The following is a 25750-nucleotide window of genomic DNA, read 5'->3' as shown; positions in this document are numbered from 1 at the left end:
ATTCCGGAGCGGAACGCCAACCACCAATCGACAGTCGCCGCACAGAACGACGCCAGAGCCAGCAGACTAATGAATCCCATGCTGAACTACCAGCAATGAGGACGATCCAGCCTGGCAGGCCGGAACTCAGCGTCTTATGGATGAACGTCCGGTCGAGCATCCACTGGTGCGTTCTCAATCGGCAATAATAAAACCGCCACAAAAGAGGGATTTCATTGCCTCAATCGCTGGCCCCGCATCGGTACCTCGAGCATCTACCTGCAGCTTTGCACCACATGGCGCCGCCAACAGCATCAGGTCGTAGATGGATTTGGCGTCGGCAGTCTTGCCGTCAAAGCCAAGAGTCACCGATGCCTGAAAGGGACTTGCACAACTGACGATCTGAGAAATTGGCGTCAGATGCAGCCCATTCGGCACGGTCAACTCGACCACCGCGCTCACGACTTCCTGATCGCCCATGTAACGCCCTCCCGGATTAGCGGCCAACATCGACCGCTCATTCACGCCTCAGCCGATCAGAACCTCCAGTCCCTCCGATCGGCATTCGGACAGACTCCGAAACTACTCCCGATCACCATCATCCGCTTCGACAAGCAGGTCCCAGATGTCAACTTCCGTAGTCGACTGTCGAAGGAAGTTACAGAAGTCCTGGCTTCGCAGATGGCGTGAGATGTTCTCCAGGCCCCGAAGATGGTCGCCCGGGCGATCCGGCGGCGACACCAGCAGGAAAAGAATGAAAACGTCTTCCCCGTCGAGACTGGCAAAATCCACTCCGGTGCGAGAAATAGCGACAGCCGCAGAGAGCTTTTCCACGGAAGGATGCTTGGTATGCGGAACAGCAACGCCGTTACCGATGCCCGTTGAACCCAGCTCCTCACGCTTCATAATTGCCGCAACAACCGCTTCCTCGTCTTCCGCGCGAAAAACGCCCGTCGACTTCAGGCTGGCAACGATTTCACGGATTACTTCTTCCTTGGTGGTGGATGTCAACGATGGAACGATGGCTTCGCGAACCACAAAATCTGTGAGCTTCATTTGCGACACTACTTCTTCTAATGCAATTCGAACTGAAACTATGCTACCGAAATCCACTCCGGAGAACGATCCGCCCTGTCTGGACGGAGCATCGACCGAAATGACGATGTGAAAGAGATTGAGCCCTGAGCCTTCCGGGGCCGGAGCCGTCCGGGGCCGGAGAAACGACACAGCGTCGTCCGCCAACCTTTACCATTCAACGTTATCAGGACGCACTTTCATCCGATTCTTCCGATTCGGACGCAGCAGCCTGCTCTGCAGCCTCAATTGCCGCATTCAGTGGCTTATCTCTCCGGTGGTCTCGCTGCTTTTCCTTGTACTTATGAACCTGGTGCTCCATCTTGTGGAGCGTTTTGTCGAACGTTGCTCCAACGTCCTCCCCTTCCACATGGGCCACGATGCTGTGGTACCCCTCGATTTCAACAAGCATTTCTACGCTGACTCGATTCCCTTCGAATTCAATCGTTACATCAATCTCACTCACCTGATCCAGGTATCGCACCAGCTTCTCGGACTTTCGAGTAATATATTCGTGGAGATCCTGTCTGATGCTGCCGTGTCGGCAGGTAATTGCGACCTGCATTCAATGTCCCTTCGCTAAAACAAGTGAGTTTGGCGACATGGCCGCCTGTCCGTGTCATCTGTCTGAAACAGACTACGAAAATCGTCCGTTCGGCCTCCGTAACCCGAAAGAAAATCGGCTTTCCCAGTCGAATCACTACGAACTTTAACGCGATTCTAACCAGAGCATGACATCTGGGAAAGCAACACCAACGATTTACTGCCGCAGACGTATTCAGTCGTTTTTTTGGTCTGCACCAACGTAACCGCCGACATCTGCCCGGAATTCGCATAAAGCGATCCAGCCCTAACTGTAGGTTGAAAAATCGGGACGGAGACGCAGGACGGCAGGAAACCATCGAGTTGTCAGGTTTCCTGTTCGAGCCAGTCCCGTTTTTCAGCGGGCTGCTAAACAATCCCCTTCGGGATATCCCCTACCGGTGGCGACGACGAACCGGCTCGTTTTCGAAGCCAATCAGCCAGCCGCCCCACCTGAATCTGGGCGTCCATGACCAGGCTGAATGCAGACGGAACAAGCACCAGCGTAAACACCGTCGAAACAATCAGGCCACCCAGCACAACGCTCCCCAAACCCCGATACAACTCACTTCCCGCGCCGGCAACCCATTCCCATCGACCATCAACGCGACCAGGAATTGGAACCACAAGAGGTAACATGCCGAGAACTGTCGTCAACGTACTCATAAAAATAGGCCGCATGCGAGTTCGTACGCTTTCGCAGACCGCAGCCACCGACTCCATCCCTTCGTCGCGGATCAGGTTCAACGCCTGATGAACAATCAGAATCGCATTGTTGACCACGGTTCCGATCAAAATCACAAAGCCCAGCATTGTCAGAATGTCAAGCGCCTGGAAGGTAAAACGATTCAGGAGAGCCAGCCCAAGCAATCCTCCCACCAGGGCCAGTGCGACACTGGTCATGATCACGACGGGATAGACAAACGACTCGAACAGGGCCGCCATCAGCAAATACGTCAACACAACGGCCAATGCCAGATTCCATCGCAATTCGAACCAGGTATCTGCCAGCTTGTCCGACGTCCCAGCCAGCCGGATCTGATAAAGTCCACTTTGAAAATCCGGGTCCTGCATCAAAGGTTTGCGAATCTTTTCGTCCACCGTCCGCAGGGCGGCCTCCAAAGCCATTCCCTCCGCCGGCTTCAATTGGATGGTGATCGACCGCAAACGCTCCACATGATTTACCTGCTCCGGCCCACGCGTGAGTTCGACATCTGCCACTGAATCCAGCTGGACATTGAATCCCGACGGTGTCTGGATGGGCAGATTGTTCAGATCCTGTGATCGGCTGGCGTACTCATCATCGCCATAGATGACAAGATCGACGCGGCGACCCTCGTGCCAGTAGTCCCCGGCGTACGCACCATCGACAAGAGCATTTACGGCGTAACCAATCTCCGATGTCGATAACCCCAGCTGCGACGATCGTTCGATACGTGGAATCACGTGTAACTCCGGACTGGAAAGGTCCAGTCCCGGTATCGGGCGCAATTGATTTCCGCCCAGTGGCGGCGTTGGAAATTCTCCCATACACATTCCAAAGGCCGTTCTTGCTTTATCAACAAGTACCTCAAGATCCGGCCCCGTAATTTCAATATCAATCGTCCGGCCACCACTCAGCCCACTATCAAACAGGCTCGCCTGACTGACAATCGGGATCACCCCGGGCTGCGACGCTGCCACTTGCGACAGAACAGGAATCAATTCGGCTGCCCGAAGCTCATCCTCTGCGCGAGCCCCCATGAAGAGACTGCGGCCTCGAGCCACGAAAAAGAAATTCTTGATTCGCGGTGCCCCGGGAGCAGCCTCACCAAGCCAGTATGGCGCAAGCTGCCGCTCCATATTCTCTCCCAGCTGAATCATCTGATTCACACTGTAACCAGGCGGGGGAAGAAGGATGGCGATCACCAGATTACGATTGCCCGAAGGCAGATACTCTGTATCCGGCATCAGCGTGCGGCTGAGAGTCAGAGATCCGATGACAAATCCGGCAACGACAAGCAACCGGATCAGCCAGCTTCCTTTTACAGACAGCGACGTCTGCATGAGCTTCACGAACAGCGTGTTCAGAAATGCGCCCAGACGCACTAAACCGAACAATCCAGATGGTCCAAAACCTGTGTCCCGCTCAACCGAAGCGGATCTTTCACCTCGAAGCAATCGGCAGGCGGCGGTCGGAATCACCGTGATGCTCACGATCAGCGACAACCCTACGGCACAACTGATGGCGATGGCAATGTCGCGGAAAAGTTGCCCTGCCTGTCCCTGAACAAAAATCACCGGCACGAACACGGCCAGGGTCGTCAGGGTCGAAGCCAGTACGGCTCCCCAAACTTCCTGCGTCCCGACAAGGGCGGCATCGCGAGGAGATTTCCCCATCTGATAGTGTCGGTAGATATTCTCAAGCACAACGATGGCATTGTCGACAACCATACCAACTGCGAAAGCCATCCCAGCCAGGCTGATCACGTTAATACTGCGATCAAACAAGCGTACAAACAAACATGTGGCGACAATGCTGATCGGTATCGAAATACCCACGATCAGAACAGACCGGATACTTCGAAGAAAAAGAAGCAGGACCGCGACCGCCAGAGCCCCACCCACATAGACGTTGCTTCGAACCAGATCCGTGGCAGAATCAAGGTACTCGGTCTGATCATACACCTGATCCAGATAAACGCCTTTCTGCTTCAGGATGCCATTGTTGAGCTCTTCAACTGAGATTCGCAGACACTTACCGTAGATGCGTTCACATTCGGCGAGTTCGAGCCCCGTAATCTGTCCGTCATGATCCAGATCCAGTGCGGTGCGCGGCGGGCCCATGATCTCTTTCAGATTTGTATTGGGTGCCTGCTGTGCATTGACAGCCAGCGCGCTGAGTCCCTGTTGCCGCACAACGCCATCGGGTTTCTTATAACTCACCCCAACCGTCGCCACATCCCGAACTCTGACGGGCGAACCATCTCGATACGTGATGATGGTTTCTTCAACCTGCTCCGGTGTCTGGAATTGTCCCAGAGTCCGCACCACGTTGCGTTGCTTGCCTTCCTGGATATCCCCCGCGGATGTGTTCTGGTTTTGCTGCATCAATGCCGTTCGCATATCAGAAATGCTCAGGCCAAGCGACGCCAGACGAGCGGGCTGCACGACAACCCGAAATTCCTGTTCCTGGCCACCGAAGACATTCGCATTGGCAATCCCCGGAACACGTTCGAACTCCGCTTCGATAAAATCCTCAGCGAATTTCTTCAACAGCGCAGGATCGTTGCGGCCTTTGACAAAATCGTCCAGAACGGGAAATTCGGGCCGAAGCATATTCAGCCTGGTGAGATCCACAGGTTCAGGTGCATCGAAAATCGGCCGCAATGCTTCGCTGAGTTCCGGATGGGCGGCCACCAGATTCGTCAGATCCTCCTTCGAAGGAGGAAGCGGTTTCATGATGAACCAGGCAATCGCATTGGTATTGGCATTGACCGTCGAAATTACCGGTTCGCGTGCATCGTCAGGATACTCCGGCACCTGATTCAGTTTTTCCGCCACCCGCGCTCGTGCATCCGACAGGTCTGTGCCCACCGGAAACTGAAGCGTGATTGACCCCATCGAATCACTGCTCTCACTGGTGAATTCCTCCAGCCCTTCCACCGACTTAAGCTGCTCTTCCTGAGCTTCAATGATTTCGCGTTCAACCTCCTGAGCACTCGCCCCGGGCCACATGGTGGTAATGGTAATTTCCGGTTCGACGACATCCGGTGTCAGCTGGACGGGCGTGCTGATGTAGGCAATTCCGCCAAACAGCACCATCAGAATCACACCCACAGTAACCTTGACGGGATTGTCAATGGAGAAGCGGATAAAGTTCATCGCTTTGCCTCCTGCCCGGCGTTGTCCCTGTTCGAGGAATTGCCGGCCTTGCCTGCTGGCGCACCAGCAGACGCGCTCTCCGCTGTTTTCACCGTATCGGAATCCTGAATCATGAGTGTCTGGAACGGACGAAGGCGTTCACCGCCGACCGTCACGACGGGTGTCCCCGCAATTATCACCTGCCCTGCTTCAGCTTGCGGGAATTGCACCTGAATCCAGCCCTGGTCGCTGATGCCCGGCACAACCTCCACCTGCCGCGCCACTGGTGGTTTTTGATCCGCAGGGGGATCAACAGCAAACACAAAGACACCGCGATTTGATCTCACAAGCGAGTCCTTGGGAACAACAAGCGCGTTCACAGCCGTTCCTTCAAACTGAACTTCGGCCATCATCCCGTCTCGCAGCACTGGCAAGGCTGGGTGGGCACTTGCGGCCTGAGCAGACGCGTCGACTTCATTTTTGATTCGAACGATCACCGGGAAACTCCGGGAACCTTCCTCCCAGTTGCTGCGAAGTACGATAGCATCCACCGTGCCCTCCCATCGTTCCGTCATCGATCCGGGATTGAGTGCCCCGGGAATACGAACTTCCACGATGTTGCCGGGTTTCACCTGGGATATGAATGTCTGATCCACCTGAACCTCGACCTCCACTTCACTGAGATCAGCCAGTGTTACGACTGGATCACCTTTCGACAGCCATTCGCCAACGTAGCTGTGTTCCTCGACCACAAAACCAGCAAACGGAGCGGCGGTGATTCGTTTTTCTCGTTCTGATTCCAGGTAAGCGACGTGGGCTCGCTGAGATTCAAGCCGAGCCAGCGCCTGGGCCTTTCTCTCTTCGCGAACACCGGCAGCGACGCGATCATGGGCCGCCTTGGCTGCAAGACGCAACTGCTGTCGTTCATCGTAATTGTCTTCAGCATCCCGAATTGCCGAAGCATTCGCCGCGCCCCGCTGCCCCAGCGACTTGAGTTCATCGAGTTGACGACGGGCATTGGCCACTGCAATTTCGGCCGCCTGCAACCGTGCCATTGATTCTGCAACGTCTTCATCTCGTGGCGTCAGAACTTCCTGATATTCCGCCTGTCGTTCGGCAAGAATCTTTCGCTCAGACTCCAGGTTCAAATCCGTTGAGCGCATTCGTAATTCCGACAGCACCGCGTCCTCTTTCACATAATCGCCTCTTTCCACCTTGTAACTGGAGACGACTCCGTCCGCCCCGGAAGCGACGACGCTGGTATGTTTGGCTCGCACAGTACCGATTGCGACCAGTTTTGGCCGGATGTCTCGCTGTTCCGCCGGCTGCACCACCACAAGTGCGGGGGGCTGAGCCGGCGGTTTCGCGGCCTGCAAATCACCGTCCACAGGATCGCCGGACTTCGCACAGCCGCTCAGCACCGCAGAACAAAACGCCAGACAAGCGGAAATCGCCAACCAAACGGAGCGAAATGAAGGAGAGCTGTTGATTCTGGCCACGATGTTCCTCAGAAGAATACAAGGCAGGGACTGTCCGCCTGACGTCGCAAAGAAAAATAAATTACCAGTAAATCGAATGGATTACACTGATTACTAAAACCTGACATCTGATAAGACAGATGATTGACACTGACGGACATCCACCGTTCAATCCGCCCACCCGAAACAATACCATTGCCCTTTGACATCTCGCCAGAAACAGTCTTCCACGATGCCCTGTTTTGATCTGATTGCCACTACGACCTTCGGAATGGAATCCGTCGTCGCCCGCGAACTTTCTTCGCTGGGCTATGTGGACCTTAGAACATCAGACGGCCGTGTCGACTTCTCTGGTGACGAAAAAGACATCGCCCGCCTCAATTTGTGGCTCCGCACGGCCGATCGACTGCTCATCCGTTTAGGAGAATTTCACGCTGAGAATTTTGATCAGCTGTTCGACCAGACGATGGAATTACCCTGGAACGAGCTGCTTCCGGTCGACGCAAAATTCCCGGTTGCAGGACGTAGCGTTCGATCCAGGCTGACAGCAGTTCCCAAAGTTCAGGGAGCGGTAAAAAAGGCCATTGTCGAGAACATGAAGCGAAAGTATAACCGCTTTCGGTTTGATGAAACGGGCGCAGAGTTCCCGATTGAGGTTTCTTTGCACCACGACGTCGCAACGCTCACGATCGATACAAGCGGCGATGGTCTGCATAAACGAGGCTACCGAGCGGTAGTTGGTGCAGCACCTCTCCGGGAAACGATGGCCGCCGGACTAATCCAGCTGAGCTACTGGAATCGCGAACGACTTCTGGTTGACCCGTTTTGCGGGAGCGGAACGATTCCGATCGAAGCCGCGATGATCGGACGCAATATTGCTCCCGGCCTGAGCAGATCCTTCATTTCAGAAGAATTCCCCTGGATGCCCAGAAGCCTCTGGAGAGAATGTCGCAACGAAGCCAAAGCCCTGCGTCAGCCACGTATGCCCGATCCCGTGATCGCGTTCGATCACGATCCCGGAGCCATCCGCCTGGCTGAACGTCACGCAAGCGAAGCAGGTGTGCTGGGAGACATTCGATTCAGGGAACAGGAAATCAGCGACCTTTCGTTTACCCGTGAATTTGGCTGCATCATTTGTAACCCTCCCTACGGCGAACGTCTGGGAGACGCGCAGGAAGTTGAAGCCGTTTATCGGGAGATGGGGCGAGTCTTCGCGCCACTTGAAACGTGGAGTATCTACGTGCTGACGTCCAACCGATGGTTCGAAAAACACTTCGGACGTCGCGCACCTCGACGGCGAAAACTCTACAACGGCCGACTGGAATGTCAGTATTACCAGTATCCTGGTCCACCGCCAGGACAGGACCCGAGGCCCGAATCGGATGCCGTCGGCACTTCAGAACCCGAATCCGCCCGCCCCGAATCCGAGGCTCCCGGCTCAACGAATCCTGACTGACTCAACCTGCAACCCTCCAGTCAAACGCTCCTGAAGAGCCTTACGGGCCGATTCTGTGCCAGGAATCCGGCACAATGTCGCGATCATCCCGTCCGGGATCAGCAAACCAGGTCCGACACGCAACGACTGTTTTTTCGGGCGATGGATTCAGCCACGCTCCCCACCAGCTGAAGCTGCTGTTGGCGATCACGTGGTGCCTGCAACTGCTCATCAGTTTTAAATCCGCCAGTGGGACATCGACCGGATTGTGCGACATGAACTTCATCGGGAACGGCAGCTTCAGATTCTCCCGCGTCCAGACGGAGTCATCCGAAAACACAAAGAACACCGGAGGTTCACCGGCTTGATCCGCCATGAAACGAGCGGCTTCCTGATAATAGTCGAGCGAGCACGTTCCATGGATTTGATTGGTCTTTGAATTCGAAACATAGTCACCGCGGCGAATGTGCAACGAAACAGACCATTCCGATCGAATCTGCTTCAGGGCCTCCTGATTCGCTTCATCTGCAGGCTCAGGAATGGCAAGCTCTTCACGCAGCAATGGTTCAATCGACCGAAAATACTTCTCCGACTGCCAGTATCCCCATAAGTATGTGTTGTCGGCTAAGTCTTCGAACTGTGGCTGATATCGCAGGCTCTTTTCCCGAAACACGTTTAATCGGCCACGATTCCGAACAGACCAGTACAACCAGTTCACCGGTCCTCGCTTTTCCGGCGGAAGTATCATTCCCCTGAGGTCAGCCGAAGACGCATCAACCATCCGCACCGGAAACCGATCAATCAGATAGGAATGCAGTTTGTAGCTGGCAAACAATCGACTGTCCGCAACAACTTCACTGCGGCATCGGTTCGCCAGACTTCTTGCTGCCGCATACTGAAAAAGTTGATTTCCTAATCCACCCAGAAACCTGCAGATGATCACTTTGCTTCCATTCGATCAATTGTCCAGGCAATATGCGGTCGCTTACTCTTGCTGACAACCCAGCCAGAAGACCCATCAAATGTCTTAGCGAGTTCTGCGATTCGATCGGGTGCGACGCCACCACTATGCACGAACAACTGATACCGCAGAATCAACGGTTGACTTTTTTCAATCACAATCGAAGCATTCATCGTCGGCGACGCACACATCCAGCCATCTTCGCGAACATGCCAACCCGTTGGCTGCCCCGGATTCGAAGGATGATCCATGTAAGTAATACCTTCGATTTGTTGTGCGTTTCGATCTGTGGCTCCACTGTAGTCCACCCAGGTGGCAGGTTTTCCGAAAATCGCCCGCTCTCCAATCGCTGATTCGCTGTTGGTCAACGTCCCGCCACCAAAGTGCCCGGAAATGCCGCGAGCAACTCGAACCGCCAGCACACCAAAGTTTGTCTGCTGCAATTCCAGTGAATCTGCTGATGGCGTAAAGCGAGACTGAACCTCAACAACAAACTCACGCTCGCTTCCGACAGGTCGAACCTCGCAAACCATTTCCTGCTGCATCAACGCCGCCGGATCATGACCATCATACCAACCCAGCAGGACAGCCATGCGGCAGGCATCGTCACCATCCTCGTAGGCCAGCCATTGCAACTGGCGAATCGTTGCACCGGAAGCATTGCCCCAGAAATCAATCCCCATCACTTTGTGATGAGCAAACCAGATCGATTGATGGTGATCGTGATTCGGGGCGCCCGGATGCCCCATCCTTGTCAACGATCTGCCGGATGGTGCGACTAGTGGAAAGAAATAAGGCCGCGGATAGTCTAGACCTTCATGCCACCGCAGGACTTCACGATCGTCAACACAAAAACTAACCTGACGACCAGCCTGAGGTATCACCTGACATCGAGCGGGTGGAGTTGCCATTCTGCGATCTCTTCTGTCAAAGTATCAACCGGTACGTCTTTTTGAAGCAGGACAGGCGAACGTTCGAATCGACAGGACCGTTGTGCATGCGGAAGCAGACGACCAATCAATTCTTCCGCACAGCGATCTGCTTCGCAAAATGACTGCTCCGGCTTTTTCAGTTCCACACCGCGTATCCATTCGCTCCAGGCCGTTGCCCTGCCCCTCTGGCAGACTCGCCGCATTTCTGCAGCAACTCTGTTCCGACCGTTGGCCGGAAGCTCCAGCATACCAACACGCGCACCTGCTGTCGCGGCCTCGTACAGCATCGAAACACTGTCGCAGGTCACCCAGACTGTCCCCGCCGTCTGAAGCTGAACCGAAAGCCACGTACCCACGCGTTCGTCCGGGGCAACAACGGCATGCGAAGGATACCTGAGCCGGCAATTGCGAACGAAATCCGGTGGCGTCCTCTGTGACGTTGCAATGGTCCAGCAGATCTGTGAATCCCCGGCAAGAATTCGATCCAGCTGCCCGAACAGATGATTCTGAGCCCAGCGAAAATGTCTCGAATGTCCGCCGATCAGTATCAGTCCGCGGCCATCATCCTGCAACTTCTCCGGCTGTATTCGATTCAAAGCCCCTTCGAATCGAATGACGCGCCTTGAAGTGACGCGCACATGATCGTGAGCAGGAATCAGACAGCAATCGAAGATGCCCACTGGAAGACTGGGTTTCATCACGACTACCGATCGGCCGCCAAACCGTCGCTGGCAGGCCAGTATGGTCAGATGTGTTGCATGCCCGGCACCGATCAGAACATCGGGAGCTGGCAGATCCGCCAGCTTTGTCAGGGAACCTGGCAGCAGACTGCGCAGTCCTCGTAAACCATTGTCGACATCGATGCGATAGTCCACACACGAAATTCGTCGAGCCAGCGCATCAACCAAACCAGCCACCTGGTTTTCGTGCCCTGGTCGGCCATCACCAATCTTCCAGATGACAATCGGCCTGGAGTCAGACATGACTTTGCTCGCGGTGTCGGAAGTAAGGAAGACAGGCACGTCAAACGAAACGCGTTTCGTTATCTGACCATAATGTCCGGGAAGTCAGTTCGAAATCATCAACAGTTAATGGCAGCGAAATTTCCAACCGTCAGGCAGCGCGCCTGCCCGTGGGTTTATCCTGAAGGAGCCGACTGTATTCGGGACACGAATCAGAAAGTTCTTCGTGAGATCCCACGGCAACAATTCGCCCCTTGTCCATCACGACAACTCGATCAATCAGATCCAGAAAATGGTGATTCAGAACGTGTGAAATAATGAAGGTCGTTCGACCTCGAGTGAACTGACGAAGGGCTTTGTAGATCAGTGTTTCACTTTCAGCATCAATCGCAGATGTCGCTTCGTCAAGAATGAGGATCGAAGGATCCCGCACGATCGCACGAGCCAGCGAAATACGCTGCTTTTGCCCACCAGAAAGTCGCTGGCCCTTTGCTCCAACGCGCGTATTCATGCCTTCCGGCAGCAGAGAAAGAAAATCTGCGGCGTGCGAAAGCCGAATCGCATCTTCAATGGCATGATGATCCGCATCCGGATTTCCGTAGCGAATATTGTTGTAGACCGTATCGTCGAACAGCATCGTATCCTGAGTCACGACACCAATCTGTGCTCGCAGGTCATGCAGCGAAAACTGACGAACATCCACACCATCGATACGGACAGCACCTTCGGTGGGATCCATGAGTCGGGGAATCAGGCTGGTGAGAGTCGATTTGCCACAGCCATTGCTTCCGACAACAGCAACCACCTCACCAAACCGGACTTTCAGATTGACAGCCTGCAGAGCCAGTGCATGTGGTGAAGAGAGATCCGCGGTCTGATAGTGGAATGACAGGTCTTCAAACGAAATGGATTCGGAATGACGAACCGCAACCAGCGGAGACTGGGGTTCCGGCACGTTCGTCTTCATGTCGATCACTTCAAACACCCGTTCTGAAGCCGCAATCGAACGTCGCATGATAGGCAAAATGCCGGACATCTTTCGAAGCGGATCCAGAATCCCGGCCAGGAGCGCATAAAGCGTTGCAAGTTCAGCAAGTTCCAGCGGACGTGATGCCAGTTTGACGCCGGCAATTTCGTCGGTCTGATTCAGCACCATATAGGCACCGGGGATCAGAATGGAAATAAACGCGATGATTCCAAGCAACTCCGTCGCAGGGCGCACAAGAGCCGTAACCCGTACCAGTTTCATGGACCGGTCGTAATACTCTGTGTTTGCCTCATGCAGTTGATCGATGTGTTTCTTTTCGCCGCCAAACGCCAGTACCACACGAATGGAATCGAATGTTTCGCTGATGCAGCGATAGATTCCCGACATCGTTTCCAGCGATTGCTTTGAAGATTTGCGAAGAGACTTGCCCGACTTATGAAACAGGACCCCAATCAACGGAAGTACCAGCATTCCAACCAGAGTCAATCGCCAGTTGAAGTAGAAAGCGACCGCAACACAAACAAGTGCCTTCAATGGTTCACGGATCAGATCGGCACCGAATAACCGCAGCCCAAGGCTGACTTCCGTCACATCGTTGGTCAAACGCGATGTTAAGTTTGCCGTCCCCAACGCCCCCAGCGTTTGCGTGTCCAGTCGCACCGCGCTGGAGAACACATCGGACCGGATGTCGTTACTGGCTGCATTCACCAGGCCACCAACCAGAATCTCCTGTATGTAGACGAAGACCCCTTTCATCAGCGAGGCAAAGACAATCAACGCGAGAATCAGCATCACTGTCTGAAATCGGTCGCTGGGGACGAACGGAAGGATCAGATCCTTCACCCATTGCCGCATCAGAAGCACCTGCGAGGCATCGTTCAGTTTCCGCTGATACCTGGCGCGTTCTGCAATCTGGCTCTCGGAAAGATTTCCCAGGATACCTTCATATCCGGAAATCTCTGTCTTCAACTCCGCGATCTCTTTGTCGACGTTTTCATGCAGATTGTCTCCCTCAAACAGGACCCGGACAATCGGAAAGGTGATCGACAGGTTCAGGGACCAGAATGCGGAAACGAATAGCGCGCACAAAATCGACAAAACAACGCGACGACGATATGGCCACGCATAAGCGCTGATGCGAATCAACTGCTGCATTTCGAAACCTGTCCAGAACAGACAACAACGACACTCCCCGGAAACTCCCCGGTTGATAGGCCAGAATTGCCGCTGAGGTCAAGGTCAGTCAAATTGCTCTCGCGCTTCGGAGACCTGGTATGCGACGGCGTAAACTCATGCCATTTCTGGTGTTGACGCAAATTCACTTTCGAATCTAAAGTCCGTGGCAGCTGAACAAAGCAATGGAAAGCAACGAGCGACGGCAGCGTTTCCGCCTGGAACTGAATTTCCCGTCAGAATCTCAACGGAAGGACACCCGGAGAAAACTTTTGAGCCAGGATGGATCCAGCTTAGCCACGCATCTCAAAATCCATTCCGATTCGGACCAGCAACCTGTTGCCGTCCGGTCGAATGATGATGCCAACCTGATTGTGACGGATATTCATCCACGGATTACCGGCGTCGGATCCACAATCAGAACACTTGCCCCGCACATTCATTCGCTCGAACCCATGATGATGGTCTCCCCGCGAACAGTCAGTGGCATTCCAAGAACCGGAATCATTGGAGCGATCGCCGCGTGTCTGAAGAAACCAGTGGATCGACCATTCCGCATCTGGCACGCCCGCAGAAACAAGGAAATGCTGCTGGGCCTTCTGATCAAGCATTTGTTTCGAGGAAGAATTCGTCTGGTAATGACGTCATGCGCCCTGCGGCGACATTCCTGGTTTCCCCGCCAGTTACTGGGTTCCATGGACGCAATTATTGCAACCAGCGATGAGGCAGCCAGCTACGTTCGCAACGTTGTCGCAACAATCCCCCACGGAGTCGACTGTGATCGGTTTCAACCAGCCGAAGATCGACTCGCGGCCTTTCGACAGTTGAACTTCCCCGGTCAGCGCGGTATTTCGATTGCCGGAAGGATTCGGCCGGAAAAAGGAACCGACCTGTTTGTCGATGCGATGATCGCGCTGCTACCTCAATTCCCGGACTTTACGGCGTGTATCGCAGGTCGAGCGACAGTGGAACACGAAGCCTTTCTGCGTCATCTGAAATCGCGAATCGAAAAAGCTGGTCTGACAGATCGATTCGTCTGGGCAGGAGAAGTGCCCTACGACCAGATGGCTGGATTTCACTCCGCCATGTCGCTTTGTGTCGCGCCGGCCCGCTACGAAGGTTTCGGACTGGTACCGCTTGAAGCCATGGCCTGTGGTGTGCCAGTCGTTGCTTCACGAACGGGTTGCTACAGTGACGTGATCGTACCGCAGGTAACGGGAGAGCTCGTCCCCTGCGACGATCTTCCCGCACTGATTCAGGCACTGAATTCATTGATGGCAAATCCTGACCGACTCGACCAAATGGGCCAGGTGGGTCGAATTCAAGTGGAACAGAACTACTCCGCAAAACTGGAGGCGGCACGAATTAACGAGGTCTACCGCCAGCTGTGGGAGAATGCAGCATAGAAATTATTCGTACAAATCGGTTGTTCAAAGCGACTCGGCTGCTGCAATTCACACACAGCACACATTCTGCAATCAGGAAAGCAGAAGGACGACTCCCGAGTGATCAAATCTTTGAAGTCAATCAGTCAGCGAAGTGAAAGAATCACCGACGCCGCAGAATCAGCGATCTTCCAATCCGTCTTATCAGGTCCTTACCGCCAATCAGGGTTCCCTTCCGATGAATCGTCCCGTTGTTGTTGCCTGCCTGAAATGGGGACACCCTTACCCGCCAGAATATGTCAACGTGCTTGCGGCTGCCGTCAAGGACAACCTGTCCTTCAACCATCGGTTCGTCTGCATCACCGACGCCCCGGAGGGATTGTCCTCAGACGTTGAAGTGATGCCACTTCCGGAAATCCCTATCGAGCGAGCGAAGTGGAATACAGGATTCTGGCCCAAGCTTGCCATCTTCAAACAGGGTATGTTCGATCCCGAGACCATTGTGCTGTATCTGGACGTTGACCTGATGGTCACGCAGTCACTCGATCCATTCATCGAAATCCTGAACACAGACGGCGGACTCCGCATCATTCGCGAATGGAATCCGGACATCTGGAACCTGCTTCCCATCTGGGCTCGGCCCGACCGTGGCGGTAACGGTTCTGCGATTGGTTTCATCGCGAAAGAGCAATACAACCTGTTCGATACTTTCGAACAGAACCCATACGAAGTCGACAGTGATTACCGGATCGACCAGGTCTATATCACAGAAACAGCAAACAGGAGACGCTATTGGCCACACACGTGGTGCCTGAGCTTTCGACGGTCCTGCGTCCCCCACTGGCCATTAAACCTGCTGAGCCGAACGATCCGCAAACCGCGACGCGGAAAACTGCTGGCATTCCATGGTTGCCCGAATCCGACCGACGTGGTCGCTGACGGTCATTATCGATGGGGAACAAAATGGCGATATGGCTTCGGGCCCATTCGCTGGGTTCAGGAATACTGGAATCGTTACGCAGGAAAGACCGACAGCGCAGCGAAAGCCCCAGCCGCGCCCCATGCAGAACAACCTCAGCCGACCGAGTCAAAACGAGTCGCCTGAGCAAAGCATCGGACGCCCACTGCTCTGCCCAACCATCATGGTCGTGTCCAGCGCATGATCCCAATCGCATGGGTCGGAAATGTTCCAGGTTAAGCCGGGGATTTGCTCATCGCATTCCTCCGGATGCGCTGATGCCAGCTTGCGTGCCGTCTGAGCGACGTTGCCAGGGACGACCATGCCGCATCGAATATCAGGGGAACTGTTCGATCCGTGGGCAAATATCATCCGGCGCCCATACAAATCGATGACGGGTGGCTGCAGTCCGGTGACAAGGCCCGCTAAACTCACGGCGCTGTCTCTTTGTTCGTTTTCACCAACGAACACTCCACAGGCATTCCATCGACACTTCCAGATATCGTCTCACGAAAGTCCCGCACATGTCCGGTCAACCAGCGCTCCCACTTTCAAATCGATCATTTCTCTGTTTCGTTGGCGACGACTACGAAGACCTGGAAGTCTGGTATCCAAAACTTCGCCTTATCGAAGCAGGTGCGCAATTCATCTGTGCCGGCCATGAGGCAGATCATGTTTACCATGGCAAACACGGATATCCCTGCCGTTCTGACATCGCAATCCATGGCATCGACACGTCCTTCTATGACGGACTCATTTGTGCCGGTGGATGGATGCCGGACAAACTTCGGCGTGACCAGGAAGTGCTGCGAATTGTCCGCGAGTTCGCTGAAGCAGACAAAGTCGTCGCGGCCGTTTGTCACGGCGGGTGGATGCCGATTTCTGCAAAGGTCTATCAGGGTATCAAAGTCACAGGTTCGCCTGGAATTAAAGATGACCTGATCAACGCCGGAGCGATTTTTGAAGATGCCAGCGTTGTCATTGATCGGCATTTCATCAGTAGCCGACGTCCGGATGACCTTCCGGATTTCTGCCGGGCAATCATCCAGCATTTTGCATCGTGACGCATCATTCAACTTCATAGCGGCGACGGGCATGCGAACATCAGTTTGTTGCAGTACAAAAACTGCGATGCAGGTCCGTCGTCCAGCATTTCATCAGTCCGCCTGAGGGGGAGCCTGTCGCCTTGCACACGGATGCTCGGAAATCCCATTGCTCACCACCATTCAATCAAGCTGAAAAGATCATCCTCTTCATTCTGCGCTTCGTGGGTATCTCAGCCTGCTTCGCAGGTTTCGCAGTGTTCCTCCCGCATGCGTGGATGAATTCAGCGCACGACTGGCTGGGGTTAGGCACGTTGCCGGAGGCCCCGATCGTCAGCTACCTGACGCGATCCCTGTCGTTGCTGTACTTTATCTTTGCCTTGTTCACACTGGGGATCGCCGGAAACCTTCGGCAATACAAACCCCTTGTCGGAATATGGGGTCAGGCGGCAGGAATCGCGGGCATCGTACTGTTCGGAATCGACTGGCATGCAGGAATGCCATACGCATGGACCTTCACAGAGGGTCCACCCGGAATCATCATCGGCGCAACCATCTACACCCTGCATCACCGCATTGGGCCTTCGATTCAGGAACCAGCGTCTTTTCGGGAAACACGGCCTTCGCGGGAAACACTACCCGGTGAATGACCCGCAGCCCTCGGGCAACAAGCCCCGGGACCACTGGCCAACTATTCCGCCTGATCCTTAAACGGATCTTCCGCCGGATCTTCAAAGTGCCACGACCACAGGACGCGGTGCGGATGTTGGTCAAACACCCAGTATTCATCACCGCTGCTGGTTTGTTTTTGTTTCAGATGCGGACATTGTGATGGAGACTTGTTCTCCTTCAGAACACAGAACAGATCCGCCAGCACACTCACGTTGCCGCTGAAGTAACTGTGGCCAAGAAAACTGAAATCCACGGCCGAACAATCGATCAGATCAACTCCGCTGATGGCAGCGGGAACTTCAGCATCCCCTGACCGCTGTTCGAGATGCAGACTTCGAGAGATCTTCAGCGCGCCATCACCACCATTGGCGTAGAGTACGACGCGGTCGCAACATTGATTCACAGCAGGGATCAGATCGCGGTAGTCTGAAACACCGACATCCGGAGCACAAAGACACAATGTCTGGATTGGCTTACGCCGGCCAGACGATCTGTTCGCTGCCGCCAGCTGGCTCACTCCCTTCAGAACAATCCGATTCCCCATGCTGTGGACGATGATCTTCAGCCGAGCATCTTCCGGCAGTCGTTCAATCATTCGGGACAGGAACTCTGTGAACGGCGCGACAGACGCTTCGTTAATACTTTCATCGCCTTCATAATTCAGGACACCGCCCTGCGTCGGCCAGCTGTAAGCAACCAAAGCGCCGTTGAAAGGGATATCCAGTCCCAACTGCGCGGTTCGAATCAGGCTGGAATCAAAATCGACATTGAAACCATGCACAAATAAAAGAACGTCCTTCTGACGTGATCGAGCGATTTGTTCATGGAGTTTCCGATCGAATTCCGAACTGGAAATTGATTCTGCTCGCTCCACAACCGCCAAATGCTCCTCCCGCTTCGCATCCTTACGAATTAAAGATGCGAAACTCAGCTTCCCGGGGTTTCTCGCTGGCTCTTTTCCACGCTTCCGATGAGGAAGCTGAACTGACGATACGCCAAAGTCCGGGCGTGTCAGAACATCATTGCCATAATGACCAGTTGCCTGGGACCTCGCCCTGCCTCGATTCGTCGCGAACAGAATCTCCCATGTCGAATGCGAATCCTTCCATGACTGAACGCAAACCGGTTCCGCCAGCGTCTCGTAATATGGCTCCCAGACACCTTCCAGAAGTGGCAACGTCCTGCCGGAAGAGGCCATCTTTTCGTAGCTGGTATCGTAATGAATGCCAATCCTCGGTTCCGTGAGTATCGGGGCATCCGGCATGTTGCACCCGGCCAGGACAAGAGCACCGCAGAGCCGGAACAAGACCGGGATCCGGGAAGACAAAACAAATCGCTGATGGCCCATGTCGTTGGACACTCCGTTTCCAGTTCACATGCGGCAAATCGCTTCGCTACTGTTGCCATTGATCTGCGTAGAAGTTTCCGGAATCGGGACATTCGTTTCCAGAGGGGAACGTCGTCCAATCGAACCCCCAGGGCCTCACCAAAGAATGAAACGCGTTGCCGGGGGTGCCGGGTGGCCAAATCTGCCGAACGATAGACAACACGCTGCTACCGCGGTTACGTTGTGAACAAAGCTCGACCGTTCGCACCCTGGAAGTTCGGTCTCAATTGCTCTGGATTCCAGGTCCCACACTCCACCGGAACTTTTCTCACTGAGAGCCCCAAACAATGAACCGAATAACAGCGGCACTCTTCTCCTTCCTGTTACTGCTCACGCCTTCTTCACCCGCAGCCGAACCCATCAGGGCACTGATCGTTGACGGGCAGAATAACCACGCTGTGTGGCCACAGACGACTCAAATGATGAAGTCCTATCTGGAAGAATCGAAACTGTTCACGGTTGAAATCGCCACCGCTGCTCCCAGGGGAACCGACCCGAATTTCCATCCGGACTTCTCAAAGTTCAACGTTGTGATCAGTAACTTCGGACACGGAGCAGCCCCCTGGCCTGCGGAAACTCAGAAGTCCTTTGAACAATTCGTTCAGAACGGCGGTGGTTTCGTCGTGATCCATGCGGCAGACAATTCATTTCCGGAATGGCCCGCATACAACGAAATGATTGGCCTTGGTGGCTGGGGCGGACGAAATCAAAAGAGTGGTCCGTACGTCTATGTCAATGACAATGGCGACCTGGTTCGCGACACAACCGAAGGGAAAGGCGGCAACCACGGCGCGCAATGGGAATTTCCAGTGGTCATTCGCGACACCGAACATCCCATCACCAAAGGGATGCCTCGCGAATGGTTGCACACAAAGGATGAGCTATACGACCAGCTGCGCGGGCCCGCCGTGAACATGCAGATTCTCGCCACCGCCGAATCACAGGTCACGCACCGCCACGAACCCATGATGTTCACCATTCGCTACGGCAATGGCCGAATCTTTCACACACCCATGGGCCATGCCGAGTATTCGCAGGAATGTGTCGGCTTCATCACCACGCTGCTGCGTGGGACCGAATGGGCTGCGACCGGCAAAGTCACGATTCCAATTCCGGACGACTTTCCGACAGCCGACCAAACCCGCAGTCGCAAACCAGCAAATTGATTCACAGGGTCCGGGGCGTCTGCCCTCCATCAGTATGTCATCACGAAACGCGAGCTCGACAACCACGGGCTCGCGTTTCTGCTTTCAAAGGAACCACCCCGAATTCCTGCACCACTCAACTCAATTCGGAACGTAGAATCGTCGTCCTCTTTTCAGCCTGGCTGGTTGAGGCTTCTTCTGAAGCCACCTTCGCGCAGAAAGCATCTGCCAGAGTCATCAGGTCGTCGTTGAATCTTCGACTGAAAGTGACATCCGCTTTCAGCACTTCAAATGTCATGGAATTGCAGAACAGCCCTTTCCTGATGATCGCACCCTGACGAGGAATCTCAACAACCAGGTCACTGCGAAACATTCGGGGCTGAACCAGTCTCCAGCCGCCATCCGTGGGAGTCAGCAAACACCGACTGCGAACCTTGATAGCGTTAATGGCATTTCGGGGAAACACGACTATCGGAGAACAAGCGGTCTGTTTCCAAAGCGTCGCGCAAATCGCATCAACCAGCATCGTGCGAAAGAAGACCTCGCGTCGATAGATCCATCCAAACGCCAGAGCACACACAAGAAACAATGCCAGATTGATCGTTGTCGCCACAAACGGACTCCACGCATAGATCGCCATCAATAAAGCGCATACAGACTTGTTTGCAAACTCAAAAGCAGCGTCCAGAAATGGTACGGGCGTAATCCAGATCAGCATTTCAAAAAAGAACTTGACCGTATTGATCACCAGAATGTTCACTGCGGCGGCAATCATCATCAACACGTCTGCAGATGCACTCAGGATTCCCAGTTGAACAACCTCTGCTTCCGCCGGGATATCACCGGATGACATCAGTACCCGCATCAGAATCATCGTGACGATCCCGGACCATGCTTCCAGTTGATCGACCGCCTGTGCAAACGGTTTACTCACTTTGGTCAACCGCGGCAGTGAGGTCAGAAGTGTCAGCCCCAGAAAGGTCCAGAACACGGCGGAGTTATGAAGAGGTGAATGATCGCCCAGCAAAGGATTTGTGTTCGAGAGCCAGTCACCACCGAACAACGCCATTGCGCTCAGGCATGTGATTCCGAAAAACGGCGACAACGCTACCGGAGCCATAGGGCCAAGCCATTCAGCAATCGAAAGATGACTCCCGAATTGTTGAGCGGCAACAATATCACCGTTTGTCCACGTCTTTCCATCAGGCGAAACGGCGGGATCATCGACAGCCCCCTGTAATACGTTCCCCAACCCGGTGATCAGGTCAGACCGCCCCGATGCAGCGTGTCCATTGCCGTCAACTTGTTCGACGGAATCAGCTTCCGCAGACTGCATGGAAGCTTCCGTCTTCACCGGATTCATGGCGCAGAACAGTGCGAGGAAACTCGCCGTAATCAGCAACTGAACAGCAATACGTTTCATGATTCGATTTGTCCGGAACGAATGATTTCGCTGGCCCAAAGACCTCGATAAGATGATCCATTCGTTAATTTCCAGTGGTCGCGACGCTTTCGCAAGCAACTCGACAGTGTCGCCGCCAGAAATCTGGTCGTTTGAACTCATTCGTTTGTCGGAGTCAGATTCTTATGCCTTTCAGTCAGAATTATTCAGGCATGGTCCAAAGATTTGCCAGCCTGACTGCCACGGTTGTGGCCTTTTCAATCTCTGCATCTTCCGCTCAGGAATGGAAGAGCGGCGTGGAATGGCAGGAACCGCCCGTCGTAACTCCGGGCGAAACCAACAATGCTCCACCATCCGATGCAACAGTGCTGTTCGATGGAACCAGCCTCGAAGCCTGGGAAGGCGGAGACAAATGGCTGATTCAGGACGGGGTCGCGATTCCTCGGCAGACCCAGATTGTCTCAAAGCAGCACTTCGGCGACATGCAACTTCACGTCGAATGGTCCGCACCCACCGAAATACGGGGTGAAGGTCAGGGGCGTGGCAACAGCGGAATCTTTCTGATGAACCTGTACGAAGTGCAGGTCCTGGACTCATACGAAAACAAAACATACTTCGACGGCCAGGCCGCTTCGATCTACAAACAGACTCCTCCCATGGCCAATGCTATGCGCAAGCCAGGCGAATGGAACTACTACGACATCTTCTTCACCGTCCCCAAATTTAAAGGCAACGGCCAACTTGAGACACCAGGTTACGTGACCGTCGTGCACAACGGCGTCCTCGCGCTGAACCACTTCGAACTCATGGGGCCAACCGGATACACCACTGCGCCACAATACACTCCCCATGCAGAAGAAGGCCCCATCAGTCTTCAGTTCCATGGCGATCCTGTGAAATTCCGCAACATCTGGGTGCGGGAACTCAAACCACCAGTCGGCAAGCGAATGGGACCACCATTCAACATCCAGCCGAAGAAAAGGGACAAACCAAAGGCTGAAGAAAAGAAGACTGAGGAAAAGAAGGACGACACCAAAGAAGAACCTGCCGACAAACCAGAAGCAAAGAACCCGGAGATCAAGCCGGCCGAAGCTCCCAGGACTGAAGCGAAAAAAGCGGACGCGCCAGCACCATAATTCGGCGACCATGGCTGTCGTCATGGCAGTCGTCAACAGGAATGGTAAAGTCAGGGCTCAGCGAGCAGCGGGACATAATCACTTCGCTGCTCGCCTGCCCCTGGAGCCACCGAATTCGAAGACACGTTGAATCCCAACCTCCGTACACCACCAAAGTACACCCGGCTGAGGTTTCTGGTTTCAGTTGCGACACGGCCTGAATTCACACGGCGGTACGTCGTTCGAGCTCTTCCCGAATCACCCTGCGAGCATTCGTCTCCGGTGGCCAGCTGATGATGAAACCATCCTGATCCACATAGCATTCGACCTTGTTTTCGGATGTGGATTCGTACGTTGGTCGGCCGGAATTTCGCTCCGTCTGTCCGCCAACGACGTCCAGCCACTCCTTCATGTCAGACAGCTGCTGAAGAATCTCTGTGGCGTCCTCCGGACGAATGCCAACAACAGAAGGAAGCAATTCTGCAACCTCAGCCGAACGCACATCACTGAACCAATAGAGTAAAGGCTGCTTGAGATATTCAACAAAAACGGTTTCAAATCCGGCGGCAAACCATCTTCCGCGCTGCTCAGGCATCAGATTCATCATGCCCATCAATCGCTCCGGATGCCATCCGTCGAGGGCCGTTTCTACCGGAGGAACCCAGCTAACCGGAAATGAGTCGGCATCTGTCTCACTCAGAAACGTCACCGCATCCAGATAGCGGCCGCTCTCAATCAGATTCGATACCCGCGTCTTTGAGCGTTGCTTTCGCTGAGCCGCAGGAAGGATCATCAGCCAGAATCCGATGGCACAGGCAGATGCACCCCAAACTCCAGGACTCGCAGCACGAACAGCGTCACCAGCATGGATCTGCAATGGCGGCTCAGGACGCACGGATGTCCAGGTAAGGCCAATCGATGGAACTAGCCCAATCCAAAGAAGAGCGGAGAGGCAGCCTGTGAAGTTCGCAACTACTCTGGCTTCAGGACTCCGAGAGGACGTTGAAGAGATCCCGGCCATGCCCATTGCAATCATTGGAATGTTCTGAGGACGGTCTCGTCGCCTGGTAAAATGAATGGCCGCGATGGCGACGACAATCCCAAAGAAAATGACAAGATGCATGGCCGAAGCGACGTGGATGTCCAAAAGCACGCAAAGGCAACGCACTACCAAAGCCACTCGCCAGAGGGAAACAATGGTAAGCGCAGTCAGTCGCGCCCGTGCAGCAGATTTTCTTTCGACCAATGCTTCGAAGGGGATACCATAAATCCAGGCAAGCGGTGCTGTCATCCAGAACAGCCCCGCCATTCTCGGCAACCATTCCAGCATCTGCGGGCGAAAGTCAGGCCACCACAAGGCCAGCAACACGGTCAGAGCAGTGCTGCTGACCAGCGATGCGGCAAAGGGAATCAACAACAGCCACGGCTGGACTGACAAATCATGGCGTTGCCAGTTTCTGGCCAGAGCAGCCGACAACACCAGCATGGCTCCGACCAGCAAATTGTGCCTGGACGACGCCACCCGGACAATCGAATCTGCGTCGCCAAATAGAAATGCGATCACATCAAATAACGTCAAATGAAGCTCACTCAATATGGATCCCCAAAGGGGCAGTTCTCTTTCTTTGAACATCCTCTCGGGCGAGTTGCATCTTCAGGACCGAAGCAAACACCACTGTTTCTCGTCCGGTGGTCATCACCGAACAATAGCCCGTAATCGACACGAAGGTGAAGTGAGTTCAGTTCGGAATCGGCCTGAATCTTTTTCGCCCGTGAACCCCGGTTTCCCGGCGCTTGGGAAGGCAACAGGCACCATGCTGTTTCGATGGAGGCGGCCGTCTGAGAAGACGAATGATGAGATGACTTCTTAAACCAACGGCGATTGAGGTCCTATCCGCCCGGGGTTCAATGCGGGTGTCTTCAGGCACCCCGGCATCTCCGGCGCTACCGCGATTATGAATGACCGAAAGTGGCGTAGAATATCACGAGACAATTTTGCCGGGTTGCATTTCTGCTGAGTCTTCCGTTGCTCTAGCATTCCTGTGCTTACGAGACGTGACCGCACCTGAATCTTTGCGAATTCGCAGAACTCACCCACAATTCACATACCCACATCTTTCATCGCATGGATCGCAGGTCGTCGTTAGTGTCAGGCTGCCAATCTTCTTTTTCATCTGCTGGGCCCGAGTGAGTCTAAAATGGCTATAACAATGGAATTGAAACGATCTTGTGTAAAGGCGATTCGTAATTCTGACGTGCCAGAATTACGTCAATTCGAGCATGGCGCTGATGTGAATGCGTACTTCTTAGGCTCGAATGGCCTGAGTCTGGCCATTCAGAGGAATCACACAGAGATCGTCAGCTATCTCCGTTCTGTTGGAGCAAAAACCCCCGCAGAACAGGGATGGAAATCCAGCAGCCAATGAATCTTGTAGTCAATGAATCTTGTAGTTACCGTTCTGACTTTGAGCGAAGAGGATGTACTTCATTTCCGCACGGAAGTTCTCAACAGAAATCTCCGTATCTTCGTGCAGGATGGCATCTGAACGCCTCAACTTGTTTCCACTTAAATCCTCCGCCTGGCAGTTGGCAGTTGTTTGAGGATTCGTGACGAAAGCAAGAATTCGACTGCATCACAACACACTGGAACATTCTCGATGGACACATCAAAAATTGAACAGTCGCTTGGATATGCGTTGCCGGAATCGTACAGAGATTTCCTGACTCGACTTCTGCCGCTGGTAGAGCAAATTCCTGATCCGTATGACGATGGCCATCTGCTTTACAGCGATTCCCACGATATTATTCACGCGAATAAGAATACTCCGGCATCACAACTGGAATTGCCAGACGACGCGAACTTTATTGAAAAGATCATCCTCGTGGCAGACAACGAAGGCGGTGATTGGTGGTTCATATTTCGCAATGGTGATCCACAGGGGATCTGGATGTATGAGCATGAGTCACAACAAATCACGCTGCAGTATTCCTCATTCGAGGATTACTATGAAAAAGAGAAAGCAGCAGAAGAAGCCGAGAGAGAATGGTGATCGTGATGCCACGCGATCCTCTCCAATTTGGCCGCAAGGCTTCGCCGTCTTGAGGTAATTGTTTGATTGAAACTGTTTCGACATAGTGACTGTCGGTGGGCACGGCCGTCGACGTCGCTTGAGACAACCCCGCGTCATCTTGCGTATGTCGACAATAACACGCGACGGGAACGGAGCTTGTACGCC

Annotated in this window: 20 protein-coding genes; 8 read left to right on the top strand and 12 right to left on the bottom strand. The window is 54.0% G+C overall.

The window, feature by feature from the left end; all coding sequences use genetic code 11:
• Positions 1-174: 174 nt before the first annotated feature.
• The 5 genes from R3C20_08160 to R3C20_08140 all read right to left on the bottom strand — a co-directional run bounded on the left by R3C20_08160 (position 175) and on the right by R3C20_08140 (position 6977).
• Entirely contained in the window at positions 175-489 is a 315-nt protein-coding gene (locus R3C20_08160) for an HPr family phosphocarrier protein (GenBank protein MEZ6040464.1), read from the bottom strand.
• 72 nt (positions 490-561) lie between these two features.
• Positions 562-1035 carry a PTS sugar transporter subunit IIA gene (locus tag R3C20_08155; protein MEZ6040463.1) on the bottom strand — a complete coding sequence of 158 codons (474 nt, stop codon included), beginning with the start codon at positions 1033-1035 and terminating at the stop codon, positions 562-564.
• A gap of 205 nt (positions 1036-1240) precedes the next feature.
• The gene (gene raiA / locus R3C20_08150) at positions 1241-1618 is read right to left on the bottom strand and encodes a ribosome-associated translation inhibitor RaiA (protein ID MEZ6040462.1); all 378 of its coding nucleotides are present in this window, start codon (positions 1616-1618) and stop codon (positions 1241-1243) included.
• A 386-nt stretch (positions 1619-2004) separates the two neighbouring features.
• Positions 2005-5499 carry an efflux RND transporter permease subunit gene (locus R3C20_08145; protein ID MEZ6040461.1) on the bottom strand — a complete coding sequence of 1165 codons (3495 nt, stop codon included), beginning with the start codon at positions 5497-5499 and terminating at the stop codon, positions 2005-2007.
• On the bottom strand, positions 5496-6977 hold the full coding sequence (locus tag R3C20_08140; GenBank protein MEZ6040460.1) for an efflux RND transporter periplasmic adaptor subunit: 1482 nt from the start codon (positions 6975-6977) through the stop codon (positions 5496-5498). Before R3C20_08140 ends, R3C20_08145 begins: the two co-directional genes overlap by 4 nt.
• Before the next feature lie 211 nt (positions 6978-7188).
• Between R3C20_08140 and R3C20_08135 the strand changes: the two genes are divergently transcribed.
• Positions 7189-8412 carry a class I SAM-dependent RNA methyltransferase gene (locus R3C20_08135; GenBank protein MEZ6040459.1) on the top strand — a complete coding sequence of 408 codons (1224 nt, stop codon included), beginning with the start codon at positions 7189-7191 and terminating at the stop codon, positions 8410-8412.
• 40 nt (positions 8413-8452) lie between these two features.
• On the opposite strand, the gene R3C20_08130 is transcribed toward R3C20_08135, so the two are convergent.
• The 4 genes from R3C20_08130 to R3C20_08115 form a co-directional block, all read right to left on the bottom strand.
• Positions 8453-9334, bottom strand: a complete 882-nt coding sequence (locus R3C20_08130) for an alpha-1,2-fucosyltransferase (protein MEZ6040458.1) — start codon at positions 9332-9334, stop codon at positions 8453-8455.
• The gene (locus tag R3C20_08125) at positions 9331-10263 is read right to left on the bottom strand and encodes a PmoA family protein (GenBank protein ID MEZ6040457.1); all 933 of its coding nucleotides are present in this window, start codon (positions 10261-10263) and stop codon (positions 9331-9333) included. The genes R3C20_08130 and R3C20_08125 overlap by 4 nt, the downstream gene beginning before the upstream one ends.
• The gene (locus R3C20_08120; GenBank protein MEZ6040456.1) at positions 10233-11267 is read right to left on the bottom strand and encodes an ELM1/GtrOC1 family putative glycosyltransferase; all 1035 of its coding nucleotides are present in this window, start codon (positions 11265-11267) and stop codon (positions 10233-10235) included. The genes R3C20_08125 and R3C20_08120 overlap by 31 nt, the downstream gene beginning before the upstream one ends.
• A 130-nt stretch (positions 11268-11397) precedes the next feature.
• Positions 11398-13389, bottom strand: coding sequence for an ABC transporter ATP-binding protein (locus tag R3C20_08115; GenBank protein MEZ6040455.1), 1992 nt, complete (start codon positions 13387-13389; stop codon positions 11398-11400).
• Positions 13390-13679: 290 nt separating this feature from the next.
• On the opposite strand from R3C20_08115, the gene R3C20_08110 reads away from it, so the two are divergent.
• From R3C20_08110 to R3C20_08095, 4 genes are all read left to right on the top strand, one after another.
• Entirely contained in the window at positions 13680-14813 is a 1134-nt protein-coding gene (locus R3C20_08110; GenBank protein MEZ6040454.1) for a glycosyltransferase family 4 protein, read from the top strand.
• 217 nt (positions 14814-15030) lie between these two features.
• A complete protein-coding gene (locus R3C20_08105) occupies positions 15031-15897 on the top strand; it encodes a hypothetical protein (GenBank protein ID MEZ6040453.1) in 867 nt (288 codons plus the stop codon).
• 377 nt (positions 15898-16274) lie between these two features.
• A complete protein-coding gene (locus R3C20_08100) occupies positions 16275-16814 on the top strand; it encodes a type 1 glutamine amidotransferase domain-containing protein (protein ID MEZ6040452.1) in 540 nt (179 codons plus the stop codon).
• A 257-nt stretch (positions 16815-17071) separates the two neighbouring features.
• Positions 17072-17443: a hypothetical protein gene (locus tag R3C20_08095; protein MEZ6040451.1), complete on the top strand. Its 372-nt coding sequence runs from the start codon at positions 17072-17074 to the stop codon at positions 17441-17443.
• Positions 17444-17484: 41 nt separating this feature from the next.
• On the opposite strand, the gene R3C20_08090 is transcribed toward R3C20_08095, so the two are convergent.
• Positions 17485-18813, bottom strand: coding sequence for an alpha/beta hydrolase (locus R3C20_08090; protein MEZ6040450.1), 1329 nt, complete (start codon positions 18811-18813; stop codon positions 17485-17487).
• 326 nt (positions 18814-19139) lie between these two features.
• Here R3C20_08090 and R3C20_08085 point away from each other — a divergent pair, with 326 nt between their 5' ends.
• Complete coding sequence (locus R3C20_08085) at positions 19140-20018, top strand: ThuA domain-containing protein (GenBank protein ID MEZ6040449.1); 879 nt, start codon at positions 19140-19142, stop codon at positions 20016-20018.
• A 115-nt stretch (positions 20019-20133) separates the two neighbouring features.
• On the opposite strand, the gene R3C20_08080 is transcribed toward R3C20_08085, so the two are convergent.
• Positions 20134-21420, bottom strand: a complete 1287-nt coding sequence (locus tag R3C20_08080; protein ID MEZ6040448.1) for a hypothetical protein — start codon at positions 21418-21420, stop codon at positions 20134-20136.
• Between the two features lie 191 nt (positions 21421-21611).
• Between R3C20_08080 and R3C20_08075 the strand changes: the two genes are divergently transcribed.
• Positions 21612-22535: a DUF1080 domain-containing protein gene (locus R3C20_08075; protein ID MEZ6040447.1), complete on the top strand. Its 924-nt coding sequence runs from the start codon at positions 21612-21614 to the stop codon at positions 22533-22535.
• Between the two features lie 202 nt (positions 22536-22737).
• Here the strand turns inward: R3C20_08075 and R3C20_08070 are convergent, their stop codons facing one another.
• Complete coding sequence (locus R3C20_08070; GenBank protein MEZ6040446.1) at positions 22738-24108, bottom strand: hypothetical protein; 1371 nt, start codon at positions 24106-24108, stop codon at positions 22738-22740.
• Between the two features lie 1063 nt (positions 24109-25171).
• On the opposite strand from R3C20_08070, the gene R3C20_08065 reads away from it, so the two are divergent.
• Entirely contained in the window at positions 25172-25564 is a 393-nt protein-coding gene (locus tag R3C20_08065) for an SMI1/KNR4 family protein (GenBank protein ID MEZ6040445.1), read from the top strand.
• Positions 25565-25750: the final 186 nt, after the last annotated feature.

The organism is Planctomycetaceae bacterium (assembly GCA_041398825.1).
Taxonomy (GTDB): Bacteria; Planctomycetota; Planctomycetia; order Planctomycetales; family Planctomycetaceae; genus F1-80-MAGs062.
The sequence above is the reverse complement of the archived record's forward strand: the minus strand, read 5'-3'. Positions and strand labels throughout refer to the sequence as shown.